At 70.3% G+C, this 17,357-nt stretch carries 15 protein-coding genes, 1 rRNA gene, 1 pseudogene and 1 riboswitch; of the genes and pseudogenes, 14 read left to right on the forward strand and 3 right to left on the reverse strand.

The features are described 5' to 3' along the window. The 12 genes and pseudogenes from rrf to PV364_RS27765 all read left to right on the forward strand — a co-directional run. A 5S ribosomal RNA gene (gene rrf, locus PV364_RS27710) occupies positions 1 to 86 on the forward strand; the annotation flags it as partial. Between the two features lie 122 nt (positions 87 to 208). Next, a complete protein-coding gene (locus PV364_RS27715) occupies positions 209 to 817 on the forward strand; it encodes a CDP-alcohol phosphatidyltransferase family protein (protein WP_319663084.1) in 609 nt (202 codons plus the stop codon). 148 nt (positions 818 to 965) lie between these two features. Next, positions 966 to 3,461, forward strand: coding sequence for a mannose-1-phosphate guanyltransferase (locus tag PV364_RS27720; RefSeq protein ID WP_319663085.1), 2,496 nt, complete (start codon positions 966 to 968; stop codon positions 3,459 to 3,461). A gap of 94 nt (positions 3,462 to 3,555) precedes the next feature. Beyond that, positions 3,556 to 4,497, forward strand: coding sequence for a DUF881 domain-containing protein (locus tag PV364_RS27725; RefSeq protein WP_319663086.1), 942 nt, complete (start codon positions 3,556 to 3,558; stop codon positions 4,495 to 4,497). Continuing rightward, positions 4,494 to 4,826 (forward strand): small basic family protein, encoded by a 333-nt coding sequence (locus PV364_RS27730; protein ID WP_003984969.1) that lies wholly within the window; start codon positions 4,494 to 4,496, stop codon positions 4,824 to 4,826. Before PV364_RS27725 ends, PV364_RS27730 begins: the two co-directional genes overlap by 4 nt. Positions 4,827 to 4,908: 82 nt before the next feature. Beyond that, positions 4,909 to 5,874 (forward strand): DUF881 domain-containing protein, encoded by a 966-nt coding sequence (locus tag PV364_RS27735; RefSeq protein WP_415924618.1) that lies wholly within the window; start codon positions 4,909 to 4,911, stop codon positions 5,872 to 5,874. A gap of 253 nt (positions 5,875 to 6,127) precedes the next feature. Next, positions 6,128 to 6,322, forward strand: a pseudogene (locus PV364_RS27740) (hypothetical protein); the annotation flags it as partial. A 39-nt stretch (positions 6,323 to 6,361) separates the two neighbouring features. Then, positions 6,362 to 6,808 (forward strand): FHA domain-containing protein, encoded by a 447-nt coding sequence (locus tag PV364_RS27745; protein ID WP_319663261.1) that lies wholly within the window; start codon positions 6,362 to 6,364, stop codon positions 6,806 to 6,808. Between the two features lie 18 nt (positions 6,809 to 6,826). Further along, positions 6,827 to 7,567, forward strand: coding sequence for a MerR family transcriptional regulator (locus PV364_RS27750; protein ID WP_319663090.1), 741 nt, complete (start codon positions 6,827 to 6,829; stop codon positions 7,565 to 7,567). Positions 7,568 to 7,656: 89 nt separating this feature from the next. Beyond that, the gene (locus PV364_RS27755) at positions 7,657 to 8,130 is read left to right on the forward strand and encodes a bifunctional nuclease family protein (RefSeq protein WP_319663091.1); all 474 of its coding nucleotides are present in this window, start codon (positions 7,657 to 7,659) and stop codon (positions 8,128 to 8,130) included. Between the two features lie 192 nt (positions 8,131 to 8,322). Continuing rightward, positions 8,323 to 8,946 (forward strand): MerR family transcriptional regulator, encoded by a 624-nt coding sequence (locus tag PV364_RS27760; protein WP_319663092.1) that lies wholly within the window; start codon positions 8,323 to 8,325, stop codon positions 8,944 to 8,946. A gap of 84 nt (positions 8,947 to 9,030) precedes the next feature. Then, complete coding sequence (locus tag PV364_RS27765) at positions 9,031 to 10,392, forward strand: DNA polymerase IV (protein ID WP_319663093.1); 1,362 nt, start codon at positions 9,031 to 9,033, stop codon at positions 10,390 to 10,392. Between the two features lie 53 nt (positions 10,393 to 10,445). Here the strand turns inward: PV364_RS27765 and PV364_RS27770 are convergent, their stop codons facing one another. Next, entirely contained in the window at positions 10,446 to 10,829 is a 384-nt protein-coding gene (locus PV364_RS27770) for a PRC-barrel domain-containing protein (RefSeq protein WP_319663094.1), read from the reverse strand. A 101-nt stretch (positions 10,830 to 10,930) separates the two neighbouring features. Beyond that, positions 10,931 to 11,035, forward strand: a riboswitch (glycine riboswitch). 150 nt (positions 11,036 to 11,185) lie between these two features. Between PV364_RS27770 and gcvP the strand changes: the two genes are divergently transcribed. Then, positions 11,186 to 14,080, forward strand: a complete 2,895-nt coding sequence (gene gcvP, locus PV364_RS27775; protein WP_319663096.1) for an aminomethyl-transferring glycine dehydrogenase — start codon at positions 11,186 to 11,188, stop codon at positions 14,078 to 14,080. A gap of 122 nt (positions 14,081 to 14,202) precedes the next feature. Here the strand turns inward: gcvP and PV364_RS27780 are convergent, their stop codons facing one another. Together PV364_RS27780 and PV364_RS27785 are read right to left on the reverse strand one after the other, a co-directional pair. Further along, the gene (locus PV364_RS27780; protein WP_319663097.1) at positions 14,203 to 14,409 is read right to left on the reverse strand and encodes a DUF5999 family protein; all 207 of its coding nucleotides are present in this window, start codon (positions 14,407 to 14,409) and stop codon (positions 14,203 to 14,205) included. Between the two features lie 251 nt (positions 14,410 to 14,660). After that, a complete protein-coding gene (locus PV364_RS27785) occupies positions 14,661 to 15,290 on the reverse strand; it encodes a hypothetical protein (protein WP_319663098.1) in 630 nt (209 codons plus the stop codon). A 543-nt stretch (positions 15,291 to 15,833) separates the two neighbouring features. Here PV364_RS27785 and PV364_RS27790 point away from each other — a divergent pair. Continuing rightward, on the forward strand, positions 15,834 to 17,330 hold the full coding sequence (locus PV364_RS27790; RefSeq protein ID WP_319663099.1) for a glutamate--cysteine ligase: 1,497 nt from the start codon (positions 15,834 to 15,836) through the stop codon (positions 17,328 to 17,330). Positions 17,331 to 17,357 lie beyond the last annotated feature (27 nt).

Raw genomic sequence — 17,357 nt, forward strand, 5'->3', positions numbered from 1 at the left:
GTTACATTTCGAACCCGGAAGCTAAGCCTTTCAGCGCCGATGGTACTGCAGGGGGGACCCTGTGGGAGAGTAGGACGCCGCCGAACAATTCTTCAGCCTGTCCCCGGAGATCGATCACGATCCCCGGGGACAGGCTTTTTTATGCCCTGGGGTAGGGTCGGGTGGAATCATTCGGCGCGTACGTACAAGCAAGTAGGAGGGGCCCCCGGTGGAGGTCCAGGAGACACGGGTGCAGACGGATCGGGTCCTGACGATCCCCAACATCCTGAGCATGGCACGACTGCTCGGCGTGCCGGTTTTCCTGTGGCTGATCCTGTGGCCGGAGTTCGGCGGCCCGAAGGCCGACGGCTGGGCCCTCCTCGTCCTGGCCCTGAGCGGCATCAGCGACTACCTCGACGGCAAGCTCGCGCGCCGCTGGAACCAGATCAGCAACCTCGGCAGGGTGCTGGACCCGGCGGCGGACCGGCTGTACATCGTGTCGACGCTCGTCGGCCTGACGTGGCGCGGCATCCTCCCCTGGTGGCTGACGGCCATCCTGGTGGCCCGGGACGTCGTCCTCGGGGTGATGATCCTGGTCATGAGGCGGCGCGGCTGGGGCCCGCCGCAGGTCAACTTCATGGGCAAGGCGGCGACGTTCAACCTCATGTACGCCTTCCCGCTGTTGCTGCTCAGCGACGGTGACGGGTGGCTGAACACACTCGCTGCTATTTTCGGATGGGCGTTCGCCGGATGGGGTACAACCCTCTACTGGTGGGCAGGAATCTTGTACGTGGTCCAGGTCCGCCGACTCGTGAGAGCGGACGCCACGGCCGATTGAGCCCGCGATCCCCGGCAGGACTGGCCTCCCGCCGGGTACCCGACGTGTGACCAGGGGTCCGCAGGACCTCGGGGGTCCGGTCCTCCGAGGTCGAGAGAGCGGGTGACGTCGGCAAGCCAGTCGTCTCTTCAAGGAGGACGCTTCCGACATGAAGGCCGTCGTGATGGCCGGCGGCGAGGGCACACGCCTTCGCCCGATGACCTCGAGCATGCCCAAGCCGCTGCTGCCGGTCGTGAATCAGCCGATCATGCAGCATGTGCTCAAGCTGCTCAAGCGGCATGGTCTGACCGAGACCGTGGTGACCGTGCAGTTCCTCGCCTCACTCGTCAAGAACTACTTCGGCGACGGTGAGGAGCTCGGCATGGAGCTCACCTACGCGAACGAGGAGAAGCCGCTCGGTACCGCCGGTAGCGTCAAGAACGCCGAGGACGCGCTCAAGGACGATTCGTTCCTGGTCATCTCAGGTGACGCGCTCACCGACTTCGACCTGACCGAGCTCATCAATTTCCACAAGGAAAAGGGCGCACTGGTCACGGTCTGCCTGACCCGGGTGCCCAATCCCCTGGAATTCGGCATCACCATCGTCGACGAGGAAGGGAAGGTCGAGCGCTTCCTCGAGAAGCCGACCTGGGGCCAGGTCTTCTCGGACACGGTGAACACCGGTATCTACGTCATGGAGCCCGAAGTCTTCGACTACGTCGAGGCCGATGTCTCCGTCGACTGGTCCGGCGACGTCTTCCCCCAGTTGATGAAGGAAGGCAAGCCGATCTACGGCTACATCGCCGAGGGGTACTGGGAGGACGTCGGCACGCACGAGAGCTACATCAAGGCCCAGGCCGATGTGCTCGAGGGCAAGGTCGACGTCGACATGGAGGGCTTCGAGATCTCGCCCGGAGTCTGGGTCGCCGAGGGCGCCGAGGTCCACCCGGACGCGGTGCTGCGCGGGCCGCTGTTCATCGGCGACTACGCGAAGGTCGAGGCGGGCACCGAGATCCGCGAGCACTCCGTGGTCGGCTCCAACGTGGTCGTCAAGTCCGGTGCCTTTTTGCACAAGGCCGTCGTGCACGACAACGTGTACATCGGCCCCCAGACGAATCTGCGCGGCTGCGTCATCGGCAAGAACACCGACGTCATGCGGGCGGCGCGGATCGACGACGGCGCGGTCATCGGCGACGAGTGCCTGATCGGCGAGGAGTCGATCATCGCGGGCAACGTCCGTGTCTACCCGTTCAAGACGATCGAGGCCGGCGCCTTCGTCAACACCTCGGTCATCTGGGAGTCCCGCGGGCAGGCCAATCTCTTCGGCGCGCGCGGCGTCTCCGGCATCCTGAACGTCGAGATCACCCCGGAGCTGGCGGTACGGCTGGCGGGCGCGTACGCGACGACGCTCAAGAAGGGCTCGACCGTCACGACGGCCCGCGACCACTCCCGCGGCGCGCGTGCGCTGAAGCGGGCGGTGATCTCGGCGCTGCAGGCCAGCGCCATCGACGTGCGGGACCTGGAGAACGTGCCGATGCCCGTGGCGCGTCAGCAGACCGCGCGGGGCAGCGCAGGCGGCATCATGATCCGTACCAGCCCGGGGATCCCGGACTCGGTCGACATCATGTTCTTCGACGAGCGGGGCGCGGACCTGTCGGCCGCGGGCCAGCGGAAGCTGGACCGGGTCTTCGCGCGCCAGGAGTACCGCCGCGCCTTCCCGGGCGAGATCGGGGACCTCAACTTCCCGTCGAGCGTCTTCGACTCCTACACCGGTGCGCTGCTGCGGGCCGTGGACACCTCCGGCATCGCCGAGGCGGGCCTGAAGGTGGTCGTGGACGCCGCCAACGGCAGCGCGGGCCTGGTTCTGCCGAGCCTGCTCGGCCGGCTCGGCGTGGACTCCCTCACCATCAACCCGGGCCTGAACGAGGCACGGCCCACCGAGACCTCCGACGCCCGCCGGGCGGGACTGGTGCGGCTCGGGGAGATCGTGGCCTCCTCGCGCGCGGCGTTCGGCGTGCGGTTCGACCCGGTCGGCGAGCGGCTCTCGCTGGTGGACGAGCGCGGCAAGATCATCGAGGACGACCGCGCGCTGCTGGTCATGCTCGACCTGGTCGCCGCGGAGCGCCGCAGCGGTCGTGTGGCACTGCCGGTGACCACGACGCGCATCGCCGAGCAGGTGGCCGCCTACCACGGCACACAGGTGGAGTGGACGACGACGTCGCCCGACGACCTGACCCGGGTCGGCCGCCAGGAGTCGACGATCTTCGGTGGGGACGGCAAGGGCGGCTTCATCATCCCCGAGTTCAGCAGTGTCTTCGACGCCTCCGCCGCGTTCGTGCGGCTGATCGGGCTGGTGGCCCGTACCCAGCTCACCCTGAGCCAGATCGACGCCCGCATCCCGCGCGCCCATGTCCTCAAGCGGGACCTGGCGACGCCATGGGCGGTCAAGGGCCTGGTCATGCGCCGCGTCGTGGAGGAGGCGGGGGACCGCTCCGTCGACACCACGGACGGGGTGCGCGTGGTCGAGTCCGACGGACGCTGGGTGATGGTGCTGCCCGACCCGTCCGAGGCGGTCACCCATGTGTGGGCGGAGGGCCCGGACGACGCGTCCGCGCAGGCCCTGCTCGACGAATGGTCCGCGATCGTGGACAGCGCCGGCCGCTGATCACGCTCCGCGTACGGCTCACGGGCTCCTCCCGGCGCGCGCAACGGCGCGCCGGGAGGGGCCCGTTCGAGGTGGGAGGCGGCGACGTGCGACGATGTGCGGCATGCCGCAGCAGCACTCCGATCGGAGCAGCCCCAGTGACAGGGCGGTGAACCGGCGCCCCGATGCCTCCATGTCGCTGCTGACCAACGTCATGGAGCACAGCCTCGACGACGGATACGCCGAGGCCGCAGCACGCAGGGGCGAGACCGGCACCTCCCGGCTGCCGGGGTCCCTGCGCGGCAAACTGGTGCTCGCGTTCGGGCTGGTGCTCGCCGCCGTCGTGGTCACCGTGGGAGCGGCGCAGACGCAGGTCGCCGCGCCGACCCTGGCCAAGGAGCGGCAGAAGCTCATCGACCGCATCCAGTCGGAGACGGCCGCCGCCGACGAACTGCAAGGCAACGTGGACACGCTGCGCGACGACGTGGCGGCGCGGCAGCGTGAGGCGCTCAAGGCGCAGGGCGGCGGCGGTGCCGAGCAGGTGGCGCTGCTGGCGGGTGCGACGCCGGTGACCGGGCCGGGCATCAACGTCGAGATCGACGACGCCAAGGAGGCGTCGTCGGGCGGCGGCGGCAATCCGCGGACCACCAGTGGCTTCTCGGACACGGGACGGGTCCGCGACCGCGACATGCAGCGGGTCGTCAACGGCCTCTGGGCGTCGGGAGCGGAGGCGATCGCGGTCAACGGGCAGCGGCTCACCGCCCTGTCGGCGATCCGCGCCGCCGGAGACGCCATACTGGTGGACAACAGGCCCCTGGTGCCGCCCTACACGATTTCGGCTATCGGGAACCCGCAGCACCTCAGTACGTCTTTCCAGGACAGTGCGGACGGACAGTATCTTCACGTCCTGCACGAGAACTACGGGATCCGCGTGAGCATCTCCCAGGAGGAGAAGCTGAGTCTGCCGGCGGCGCCGAGTCTGATCATCCGCTATGCGACGCCGGTCCCCTCGGCCGGTTCGCCGGACGCAAACGGAACTGGGAAGGGCACGAATTGATCGCCGTACTGGGCCTGATCGTTGGAGTGGTGGTGGGCCTCGTGGTCCGCCCCGTGGTGCCGACGGTGGTCGAGCCCTACCTGCCCATCGCCGTGGTGGCCGCGCTCGACGCCGTCTTCGGCGGTCTGCGTGCCATGCTCGACGGGATCTTCGACGACAAGGTCTTCGTCGTCTCGTTCCTGTCCAACGTCGTGGTGGCGGCCCTGATCGTGTTCCTCGGTGACAAGCTGGGGGTCGGGGCTCAGCTCTCCACGGGTGTGGTGGTCGTCCTCGGCATCCGCATCTTCTCCAACGCGGCGGCCATCCGCCGCCATGTCTTCCGGGCGTGACAGCACGATGACCGACGAGCACGGCCAGAACGACGAGAACGGCCGGGAACCGCAGGGGCCGGTGCCCGGGCCGGAGTCCGGCCTGCCCGAAGGAGCGCCCGACGGCACCCCGGAGCGCCCGGCGGGCCCCGCGTCCCCGCAGCAGCCGCCCGCGGCCGCGCCGGCCGGCGGCCCCGGGGAGCCCGAAACGGCGCCGCCCGCACCGGAGTCGGGGCGGTCCACCGAGGCCTCGTCGGCGCCCCTGCCCGATGCTGAGCCCGCTCCCGAGCCCGACCCCACGCCGCCGGTACCCCACGAGCACGCGCCCGCGCCGTCCACCGCCGTGTCGACCGGCCGCCAGCGGCTGAAGGCCGGCCTGTGGCCGCCGCGGGCCAGCCGCGCGCAGCTCATCGTCGCGCTGCTGCTGTTCGTGCTCGGGCTGGGTCTGGCGATCCAGGTGAGTTCGACCAGCGACACCAGCGCGCTGCGCGGCGCCCGCCAGGAGGACCTGGTGCGGATCCTGGACGAACTCGACAACCGCACGCAGCGGCTCGAGGACGAGAAGCAGCGCCTGGAGGACCAGCGCCGGGAGCTGGAGAACAGCTCCAACCAGGCCGAGGAGGCCCGCAAGCAGACCGAGCAGAAGGCCGCCCAACTCGGCGTGCTGGCAGGCACGGTCGCGGCGCGGGGCCCGGGCATCACGCTGACGATCACCGACCCCAAGGGCGGGGTCGAGTCCGACATGCTGCTCGACACGTTGCAGGAACTGCGGGCCGCCGGGGCCGAGGCGATCCAGATCAACGACGTCCGGGTGGTCGCCGACACGTACTTCACGCAGGGTGCCGACGGTGCCGTGGAGATCGACGGCCACAAGGTCGACCGGCCCTACCGCTTCAAGGTCATCGGTAATCCACAGGATCTCGAACCCGCGCTGAACATCCCGGGAGGCGTGGTACAGACTTTGGAGAAGGAGCAGGCCACGGTCGATGTGACGCGTTCGCAGAAGATCGTCGTGGATGCCTTGCGGCCGCCGGAGCAGCCTGACTACGCTCAGTCGTCATCCCGGTGAGCCGGGCACGAGTGGGGGTGCGCGGGGGAGGGCATCAGATTGCGGGGGGTCGCCGCACCGTTGGGGTGGTGCGTGAGGGAAACTGTGTGTTGGTCGTGACTGAGGGTTCGTCCTGCCCCACGGGCGGGTCTGTGTCGTTCAAGGGGAATCGCCCGTGAAGTTGTTCGGTAAGTGGTTCGGCAAGAGTGCGCGTCCGGCCGGTGACAGCCCTACGGCACGTCACCGGGCGCCGCGGCACGCGCAAGATGAGTCCATGGGCGAGGAGCGCCCGCTGTTCCGGGATCAGGGCGCTGCTCCGGGTGGCGACATTTCGGGCGGTCATGGTGCGGTTTCTGTTGACCCTGCCGCATCGGGGCGCATAGGTTTCGAGCAACCATCAGGCTCTAGCACGGGTGGAGGGTCCTTGCCGGTCTGTACGCGGTGCGGTTTCCAGAACGCGGAAGCGAGCCGCTTCTGCTCCAACTGTGGCGCGCCGCTGCGTGCCGGAGTGCCGTCGGAACGTGCCTCCGAGACCACGTCCACGATCTCGATCTCCGGCCTGGAGGCCTACGAGGCCGAGGTCACCGGGCAGACCGTGCTTCCCGCGCTGTCCCCGGAGGCCCAGGCGGCGGTCGACGCGCTGCCCCCGGGCTCGGCGTTGCTGGTCGTGCGTCGCGGTCCCAACTCGGGAAGCCGCTTCCTGCTGGACGGTGAGCTGACGACGGCCGGGCGCCACCCGGAGGGTGACATCTTCCTGGACGACGTCACCGTCTCCCGCCGTCACGTCGAGTTCCGGCGGGGCCAGGACGGCAGCTTCACGGTCGCCGACGTCGGCAGCCTCAACGGCACGTACGTCAACCGGGAGCGCATCGACTCGGTGACCCTGGCCAGTGGTGACGAGGTTCAGATCGGCAAGTACCGGCTGGTTTTCTACGCGAGCCAGTGGGGCGCCTGACCCCGCGAGGGAAGGTTCATGCTTCGTACACCGTCGGGCGGTGCCGGCAACGGCACCGCCACCGCGGAGGACAGACCGCTGAGCATCGGAGCGGTGCTCAACGACTTGCGTGAGGAGTTCCCCGAGGTCACCATCTCCAAGATCCGCTTCCTGGAGGCGGAGGGGCTGGTGGAACCGCACCGCACGCCGTCCGGCTACCGGAAGTTCTCGGTCGGGGACGTCGAGCGGCTCGGTCACGTGCTGCGCATGCAGCGGGACCACTATCTTCCGCTGAAAGTGATCCGCGAGCACCTGGACGCCCTGGACCGGGGCGAGCCGCTGCCGCTGCCCGCTCCCGCGGAGCCTCGGGAGCTTCTGGAGGCCGGTGCCATCGAACCGGATGCCGGCCTGAGGCCGCGGATCGGCCGGGACGAGCTGATGGCCGCCACGGGCGCCGACGACGCCGAGCTGGCGCAGTGGGAGGCGTACGGGCTGGTGGAGGCCGGTTCGGACGGCGACTATGACGCCGAAACGGTGAACATCGCCAAGCTTGTGGCGGATCTGGGACGGTTCGGACTGGAGCCGCGCCACCTACGCGCTGTGAAGGCCGCCGCGGAGCGCGAGGCGGGCCTGGTGGAGCAGGTCGTCGCCCCGCTGCGCTTGCACCGCAATCCGCAGACCAGGACGCACGCGGAGGCGACGGCCAAGGAGCTGGCGGCCCTGTCGGTGCGCCTGCACGCCGCGCTGGTCCAGTCGGCCCTCAGGATCCGGCTCTTCTGACGCTGAGTGACCGGGACGGGGCCCGGCCGGTGACCGGCCGGGCACGTCCCGACTACCCAAACCTGCCGGGCACGTCCTAGGGTTGCTGTGTGAACGAGCTCGACGTCGTGGGTGTCCGGGTCGAAATGCCCTCCAACCAGCCGATTGTGCTCCTGCGGGAAGTGGGAGGCGACCGCTACCTGCCCATCTGGATCGGGCCGGGGGAGGCCACCGCCATCGCTTTCGCGCAGCAGGGCATGACGCCCGCGCGGCCGCTGACCCATGATCTTTTCAAGGACGTGCTCGAGGCCGTCGGCCAGAGTCTGACCGAGGTCCGGATCACCGACCTGCGCGAGGGCGTCTTCTACGCCGAGCTGGTGTTCGCCAGCGGCGTGGAGGTGAGCGCCCGTCCCTCCGATGCCATAGCGCTCGCCCTGCGGACCGGAACCCCCATCTACGGGAGCGACGGTGTGCTGGACGACGCGGGCATCGCCATCCCCGACGAGCAGGAGGACGAGGTCGAGAAGTTCCGCGAATTCCTCGATCAGATCTCGCCAGAGGACTTCGGAACCAGCAGCCAGTGAGGTCCGGCGCAGACCATTCGACGAGCCGTACCCCCTGAGCGGATACGGGAAACCACTCCAGGGGTTGATATCACTCGGCGTGCCGAGCGTGGCGATCGTTGACGCACCCGGAGTGACTGCCTACCGTCGAGATGGAAAGTCCCGATGGCACGTGCGCGTGCCCTCAGGGGTGCGAAGGGACGGGAGGTCGGCGTGAGAAGCACCGGCGACGGTATGGCCGCTGGCGGCCCGTACCCGATGCGCGCGGCCCTGGCCCGCAACGCGGCCGTGGCCTCCGGCGGGGGCGCGGGTGAGATCTCCGGTCAGGAGCCGGAAGCGACGGTCGAGAGCGTCGGCTACCGCGGGCCCACGGCCTGCGCGGCGACCGGGATCACCTACCGCCAACTCGACTACTGGGCCCGTACCGGACTCGTGGAGCCCAGCATCCGCCCGGCCTACGGCTCCGGCACCCAGCGGCTGTACAGCTTCAAGGACGTCGTCGTACTCAAGATCGTCAAGCGGCTGCTGGACACGGGGGTGGCCCTGCAGAACATCCGCACCGCGGTGCAGCACCTGCGTTCCACCAGCCCTGCCGAGCTGGCCCGGATGACGCTGATGAGCGACGGCGCCACCGTCTACGAGTGCACCTCGCCGGACGAGGTCGTGGACCTGCTCCAGGGCGGCCAGGGCATCTTCGGGATCGCGGTCGGCGTCGTGTGGCGCGACGTGGAGAGCGGGCTGGCGCAGCTGCACGGCGAGCGGGTCGACACCGGCGAGACCCTGGTCGGCCACAACCCCGGTGACGAACTCGCCCGGCGCCGCAATCGCGCGGTCTGACCCGCCCTCCCGGCAGGGCCGGCGCCACCCGTCCGCCGTACGGGCGTACGGCGGCTGTCGGTGCCGTAGGGCACCATCGATGACGTGAGAAGCGCGCCGACCATCCTCCATCTGGACATGGACGCGTTCTTCGCCGCCGTCGAGCAGGCCGCGAAGCCGAGTCTGCGGGGCAAGCCGGTCATCGTCGGCGGGCTGGGGCCGCGGGGCGTGGTGGCGACCGCCTCGTACGAGGCCCGTGTGCACGGCGTCCATTCGGCGATGGCGATGGCGTACGCCCGCCGGCTGTGCCCCAACGCCGCGTACCTCGTGCCGCGCTTCGCGGTGTACCGGCAGGTCAGCGATGTCGTCATGGACATCCTGGCCCGGCTGTCCCCGCTGGTGGAGCCGTTGAGCCTGGACGAGGCCTTTGTCGACCTGGAGGCCGGCGGCCTCGCGGACGAGCCGCGGCGGGTGGGGGAGCGGCTGCGGGCCGACATCAGGGCGGCCACGGGGCTCACGGGCTCGGTCGGGCTCGCCGGGTCCAAGCTGCTCGCCAAGATCGCCTCCGAGCAGGCCAAGCCGGACGGCATGGTGGTCATCGAGCCCGGCACCGAGCGCGGGCTGCTGGCTCCCCTGCAGGTACGCACCCTGCCCGGTGTGGGACCCGCCACGGCCGAGCACCTGAGAAGGGGCGGCATCACCACCGTCGGGGACGTGGTGGAGGCGGGCGAGGCCGAACTCGTACGCCTGCTGGGCAAGGCGCACGGCGCGCATGTGCACGGCATGGCCCTGGGCGTGGACGAACGGCCCGTGGTCCCCGACCGCGAGCACAAGTCGATCTCCGTCGAGGACACCTTCGACGTCGACCTCACCGACCGCATCCGGGTGCGCCTGGAAGTGGACCGGCTCGCCGACCGCTGTGTGCGGCGGCTGCGCGCGGCGGGGCGCTCGGGGCGCACCGTCGTGCTGAAGGTCCGTCGGTACGACTTCACGACGCTCACCCGGTCCGAGACGCTGCGCGCCCCGACCGACGACCTCACCGTCGTGCGGGAGACGGCGGAGCGGCTGCTGGAGGCGGTCGACATCACGGGAGGCGTGCGGCTGCTCGGCGTCGGTGTGGCGGGCCTGGCGGATTTCACGCAGGAGGACCTGTTCGCCCAGGCGGCTGAGCGCGAGGAGGCGGCCCCCGACGCCGGGGACTCCGCCGAGGCGGACGAGGACGCGGGACGGTCCGCCGGTGCCGCGTCGGCGCCGGACGCCGCGGAACGGCGCTGGACGCCCGGTCAGGACGTACGGCACACCGAGTACGGCGCCGGGTGGGTGCAGGGCAGCGGTGTCGGCCGGGTGACCGTGCGCTTCGAGGAGCCCCTGTCGGTGGTACCGGGGCGGGTGCGGACGTTCGCGGTCACCGACCCCGACCTGGAGCCGTCCGAGCCGCTGCCGCTGGTGTTATGCGGGAGCGGGTGAGCCGGTGAGCGGGTGAGCGCCGTCGCGGGGCCGCAGGGACCGGTGCGGGACGGTCAGCCGTCGCCGGCCAGCTTGCCGAAGTCCCGGTCCGGCGGCGGCTCGTCGTCCGTCCCCGGGACGGCGCCGGGCCCGTTCATCCCGTAGTGGTGGTAGAGCTGCAGCTCCTGCTCCGGGGAGAGGTGCCGGCCCACCCCGAAGTCCGGCGCGTCCTTGATCAATGCCTTGTCGAACGGGACACGCAGCCCGTCCTCGCCGAACTCGCTCGGTTCCAGGGGGACGAAGGCGTCACGACTGAACAGTCCGGTGCGCACCGCGGCCCACTCGGGCTCGCCGGTGGCGTCGTCCAGGTACACCTCGTCGACTGTGCCGATCTTCATTCCGTTGCGGTCGAAGGCCCTGCGCCCGATCAGGCTCCGCGGATCGATACCGGTCTGCACGGTCCCTCCAACTGGTCGCGATTACTCCTATTTAGGCACGAAAGGTGTCCGCTGTCACATGACTCTTCAACCGAAGCCGCTGGTAGGCTGGCAGTGGCTGGCGACCCCATGCGGGAGAGTCCTGGCGGTGCGAGGCACCGGCCGCCGGGCGCCGAAGGAGCAAACCCTCCCCGGAATCTCTCAGGCATCCGTACCGCATGGGTGAGGTCACTCTGGAAAGCAGGAAGGGCAGCCCGTTCGTGGCGGCCCGTTCCTCACCGACGGTGAAAGCCGTCCTGCTCGCGGGACGGTGAAACTCTCAGGTTCAGATGACAGAGGGGGAGGCCGTGTCGCGCCAGACCAGGAGGCCTCCGCAGATGACCGCCCACCGCATCCCTCTCACCGAGCTGGAGCGCGGCATCCCGTTCGAGCAGCGCCACATCGGGCCCGATGCCGCCGCGCAGGCCAAGATGCTCGCGCAGGTCGGCTACGGTTCGCTGGACGAGCTCACCGCCGCAGCCGTACCGGACACCATCAAGAGCGCCGAGGCCCTGGGCCTGCCGGCCGCGCGCACCGAGCCCGAGGTGCTGTCCGAACTGCGCGCGCTCGCCGACCGCAACCAGGTGCTGCGGCCCATGATCGGCCTGGGGTACCACGGCACCTTCACCCCGCCGGTCATCCTGCGCAACGTCATGGAGAACCCCGCCTGGTACACGGCGTACACCCCGTACCAGCCCGAGATCTCCCAGGGCCGCCTCGAGGCCCTCCTCAACTTCCAGACGGTCGTCGCGGACCTGACCGGTCTGCCCACCTCGGGTGCCTCGCTGCTCGACGAGGGCACCGCGGCCGCCGAGGCGATGGCCCTGGCCCGCCGGGTCGGCAAGGTTAAGCAGGGCGTCTTCCTGATCGACGCCGAGACCTTCCCGCAGACCGTCGCCGTGATCGAGACCCGCGCCGAGCCCACGGGCGTCGAGGTCGTCGTCGCGGACCTCACCGACGGCATCCCCGCGGAGATCGCCGAGCGCGGCGTCTTCGGTGTGCTGCTCCAGTACCCCGGCGCCTCCGGTGCCGTGCGCGACCTCAAGCCCGTCATCGAGCAGGCCCACGGGCTGGGCGCGATCGTCACCGTCGCCGCAGACCTGCTCGCCCTGACGCTGCTCACCTCCCCGGGCGAGCTCGGCGCCGACATCGCCGTCGGCACCACCCAGCGCTTCGGCGTGCCGATGGGCTTCGGCGGGCCGCACGCCGGCTACATGGCCGTCCGCGAGGCGTACGCCCGCAGCCTGCCCGGCCGCCTGGTCGGCGTGTCCGTCGACGCCGACGGCGACAAGGCCTACCGCCTGGCGCTGCAGACCCGTGAGCAGCACATCCGCCGCGAGAAGGCCACCAGCAACATCTGCACCGCTCAGGTGCTGCTCGCCGTGATGGCGGGCATGTACGCGGTCTACCACGGCCCGGACGGCCTGGCGCAGATCGCCCGCCGCACCCACCGCTACGCGGCCGTCCTCGCCTCCGGTCTGCGCGCCGGCGGCGTCGAGGTGACCACCGGCGCCTTCTTCGACACCGTCACCGCCCGCGTGCCCGGACGGGCCGCCGAGGTCGTGGCCGCCGCACGTGAGGCCGGCGTCAACCTGCGCCAGGTCGACGCCGACCTGGTCGGGATCGCCTGCGACGAGACCACCGGCCGCGCCGACCTGGCCGCCGTGTGGGGTGCCTTCGGCGTCACCGGCGACAGCGCCGACATCGAGCGCCTGGACGCTTCCACCGAGGACGCGCTGCCCGCCGGGCTGGTGCGCGAGGTGGACTACCTGACCCACCCGGTCTTCCACCAGCACCGCTCGGAGACCGCGATGCTGCGCTACCTGCGCCGCCTCGCCGACCGCGACTACGCGCTGGACCGCGGCATGATCCCGCTCGGTTCCTGCACGATGAAGCTGAACGCGACCACCGAGATGGAGCCGGTCACCTGGCCCGAGTTCGGCGCGCTGCACCCCTTCGCCCCCGCCGAGCAGGCCGAGGGCTACCTCACGCTCATCCGTGAGCTGGAGGAGCGTCTCGCCGAGGTCACCGGCTACGACAAGGTGAGCCTGCAGCCCAACGCCGGTTCGCAGGGCGAGCTGGCCGGCCTGCTGGCCGTCCGCGCGTACCACCGCGCCAACGGCGACACCCAGCGCACCGTCTGCCTCATCCCGTCCTCCGCGCACGGCACCAACGCCGCCAGCGCCGTGATGGCCGGCATGAAGGTCGTCGTCGTCAAGACCGCCGGTGACGGCGAGGTCGACGTCGAGGACCTGCGGGCCAAGATCGAGCAGCACCGCGACGAACTCGCCGTGCTCATGGTCACCTACCCGTCCACGCACGGTGTCTTCGAGGAGCACATCGGGGACATCTGCGCGACCGTCCACGACGCCGGCGGCCAGGTCTACGTCGACGGCGCCAACCTCAATGCCCTGGTCGGCCTGGCCAAGCCCGGTCACTTCGGCGGCGACGTCTCGCACCTGAACCTGCACAAGACCTTCTGCATCCCGCACGGCGGCGGCGGCCCCGGCGTCGGTCCGGTCGCGGTCCGCGCACACCTCGCGCCGTACCTGCCGAACCACCCGCTGCAGCCCGAGGCCGGTCCGGAGACCGGTGTGGGCCCGATCTCGGCCGCCCCCTGGGGCTCGGCCGGCATCCTGCCGATCTCGTGGGCGTACGTGCGCCTGATGGGCGGCGAGGGCCTGAAGCGCGCCACCCAGGTCGCGGTGCTCGGCGCCAACTACATCGCCAAGCGCCTGGAGCCGCACTACCCGGTGCTCTACACCGGCCCCGCCGGCCTGGTCGCGCACGAGTGCATCATCGATCTGCGCGAACTGACCAAGGAGACGGGCGTCACCGTCGACGACGTGGCCAAGCGCCTGATCGACTACGGCTTCCACGCGCCGACGATGTCGTTCCCGGTCGCCGGGACGCTGATGATCGAGCCGACGGAGAGCGAGAACCTCGCGGAGCTGGACCGCTTCTGCGACACGATGATCGCCATCCGCGCGGAGATCGAGCGGGTCGGCTCGGGGGCGTGGCCCAAGGACGACAACCCGCTGCGCAACGCCCCCCACACGGCGGCGGCGCTGGGCGGGGAGTGGAAGCACTCCTACACGCGCGAAGAGGCGGTGTTCCCGGCGGGCGTGTCGGCCGCGGACAAGTACTGGCCGCCGGTGCGCCGCATCGACGGCGCCTTCGGCGACCGCAACCTGGTCTGCTCCTGCCCGCCGCTGGACGAGTACGACAACTAGTCACCGCCGGCCCGGGACCGGGCCGGGGAGTCACAAGGGTCGGCCCCGCTGTTCGTCGGCGGGGTCGGCCCCTTGTCGTTTCCGCGTCCTCCGCGGCGGCTCCGCGTCGGCGGTGCCGCGGGTCATGCGGCCGTGACGATGTGCTCGCTGCCGAGCGGGCGGTGGGGGGCGATGATCTGTCCGTCGGGGAGCAGTTCGCCGGTGTCCTCGAAGAGCAGGACGCCGTTGCACAGCAGGCTCCACCCCTGCTCGGGGTGGCTGGCGACGATGTGCGCGGCCTCGCGGTCGGAGTGGGCGGCGGACGGGCAATGCGGCTGGTGCGGGCACATGGACGAAGTCTTTCGCTGCGAGTGGTGTGACATACGGCTTGATTGGGTAGGAACCTCAGTCATGGCCGTTCCCCCGTTCAGTCGGTCGGTCCCAGTGTTGCTCTACTGACGGTTTTCCGCAGGGATTTCGCGCGAGCTGTCCTCGATAGTTGGTGACGCTTTCACTCTGGCGGGCGGTTGCCCGGACAATGCAACGCCTCCGTGACCGGTCGGTCACGGAGGCGTACGAGCACCACCCCGGGAAGGAAGCGTCAAGCGGTGGTGCCGAGCAGAGGCGGGGGCGCCAGCCGCAGGGTGAGCACGGGCACCAGGTCGGTGAGCCGGTGCACGCGGTGGGCGGCGATCCCGGGAGGCGCCGGCGCGAGGGGGATCAGCAGGTCCGTGGCGGCCGGTTGGGCCGTTCCGGCGTCGGCACCGGTGTCACCGTGCAGCCACAGGGTCAGCATGTACAGGCCCGGCACCGAGAGCAGGTGCGGCTGGTAGGACGCGGCCAGGGCATCGGCCTGGAGCAACGCGCGCTCGGTCGAGGCCAGGTACGGGCCCTCGCAGAAGTGCGAGAACGCCCATCCGTCCGGCGTGTGGACGGTCTCCCCGGCGGCGACCACCCGGCCCCGGCCCTCCGGCGGCGGGACCGCCGCCTCGCTCCGCTCGCCCGAGTGGATGTGGAAGCGCCAGCCGGTCAGCCGTGCCCTCGGCAGCCCTCCGGAACCGGCGATCACGGGGTCGAGCACGTGCAAAGGCAGCGGGTGCTCGGCGACGAGCAGCCCGGTCGCGGAACGCAGAGAGGGCGTGCGGGCCTCGCGGACGGCGGTGGGCGAGCTGAGTGCGGCGAGAACGCTCCGCAGAGCGGGCGCGGGGGCTGGAGCTACCTGCAGCGGCATGGTGGGCGGCCTCTCATGGGGAGACACGGGTGCTCGATGGGGTGCTAACAGCGCTGTCAGCGGTGAAACAGCAGGCCAGGGCAGGCCCTGCACAAGGGGCGCCGGTGGGTGGCGGCGTGCGGAATCAGCGGGGGCATGCGGATCCCTTTCCCATGGCCGGAGCGTCGCGGGCGCGCGGCGGATCGCGGAGGCTCTGCCTGTGAACAGAGGATATACGAGGTGTGTTCGGGCAGTGTTTCACCTAGCCGTCAGCGATATTAACCGCAAGGCGGATCCAGGTCACCCTGAACGGCCGAATGATCCGCATTCGAACCGTCTCCCGCCCGACGAGCTGCGCATTTTCCGTCGGCACGGACGGCCGAATCTCGTCGGCGTTTTTCACGAGGGTCCGGCCGATGGCAAGTGAATTATGTTCCATGCCATGGGAATGTGCCGGAAGACGGTGCTGCCGCCAGCTTACCGGGTCGCGTGCGTCACAGGGGGCGTTATCGATCTCAACCCTGGGCATGATGTGATCACGGCCCACGCGAGGAGGGACCTTCGATGGGGGAAAAGGTCGCAGCCACCGGGTTCGACCTCTCCGACCGCCAGCGCTACCGCAGGAAGCTGAAGCAGTGCCTGCTGGGGCTGGAGCGGTTGCTGGAGGAGAAGCGGTTCGACCGTCCCCGAAATCTCATGGGGCTGGAGATCGAACTCAATCTGACGGACCGCGACGGCCTGCCGCGCATGATGAACGAGGAAGTGCTCGAGCGCATCGCGAGCCGTGATTTCCAGACCGAGCTCGCACAGTTCAACATCGAAGTGAACATCGCTCCGCACCGGCTTTCCGGACGTGTGCTGGACCGCCTGGCCGAAGAGTTGCGCATGGCACTGGGATATGCCGACAGAAAAGCCCGGGAGGTCGGCGCCCAGATCGTGATGGTGGGAATCCTGCCCACCCTCGGCGCGCAGGACCTGGTGGGCGCCAATCTCTCCCGCGTCGACCGCTACACCCTGCTCAACGACCGCATCCTGGCCGCCCGCGGCGAGGACATCACGCTCGACATCGCCGGCGTGGAACGTCTGACGAGCACGTCCGGCTCCATCGCGCCCGAGGCGGCGTGCACCTCGATGCAGATGCACCTGCAGGTCACCCCGGCCCGCTTCGCCGCGGTCTGGAACGCCGCGCAGGTGGTGGCCGGCCCGCAGGTCGCGCTGGGCGCCAACTCCCCGTTCCTGTTCGGCCGGGAGCTGTGGCGGGAGACCCGCCCGACGCTCTTCCAGCAGGCGACGGACACCCGGCCCGAGGAGCACCGCGCCCAGGGCGTACGTCCGTTGACCTGGTTCGGCGAGCGCTGGATCGACTCCGCCTACGACCTGTTCGCCGAGAACGTGCGCTACTTCCCCTCCCTGCTGCCGATCTGCGAGGACGAGGACCCGCTGCACGTCCTGGACGAAGGCGGGGTGCCGCAGTTGAAGGAACTCACCCTGCACAACGGCACGATCTACCGCTGGAACCGCCCGGTCTACGCGGTCGTCGACGGCGTCCCCCATCTGCGGGTGGAGAACCGGGTGATGCCCGCCGGCCCGACCGTCGCCGACGTGGTCGCCAACACCGCCTTCTACTACGGCCTGGTGCGGGCCCTCGCGGAGGCGCCGCGCCCGGTCTGGACACGGCTGCCGTTCGCCGCCGCCGCGTCCAACTTCGACGAGGCCTGCCGCCACGGCATCGAGGCGGTACTGCGCTGGCCCAGGTCGTCGCGCGGCAGCGGGACGATCGAGGTGCCCGTCGTCGAACTCGTCCGGGAGGAACTGCTGCCGATGGCCGCCGCCGGCCTGGACGGCTGGGGTATCGACCCGGTGGACCGGGACCACTACCTCGGGATCATCGAGGGCCGCTGCCGCCGGCGTACCAACGGCGCCGAGTGGCAGGCCGCCGTCTTCCACCGGGAACTGGACCGAGGACTGGACCGGCAGCGCGCGCTGGCCGCGATGACCGTGCGCTACTGCGAGCTGATGCAGGACGGGGCGCCCGTCCACGAGTGGCCCGTGGAACCCTGAGGCCGCCCCGCACGCGTCGCCCGACGG

The sequence above is a fragment of the Streptomyces sp. MI02-7b genome (genome assembly GCF_033793585.1).
Lineage (GTDB): Bacteria > Actinomycetota > Actinomycetes > Streptomycetales > Streptomycetaceae > Actinacidiphila.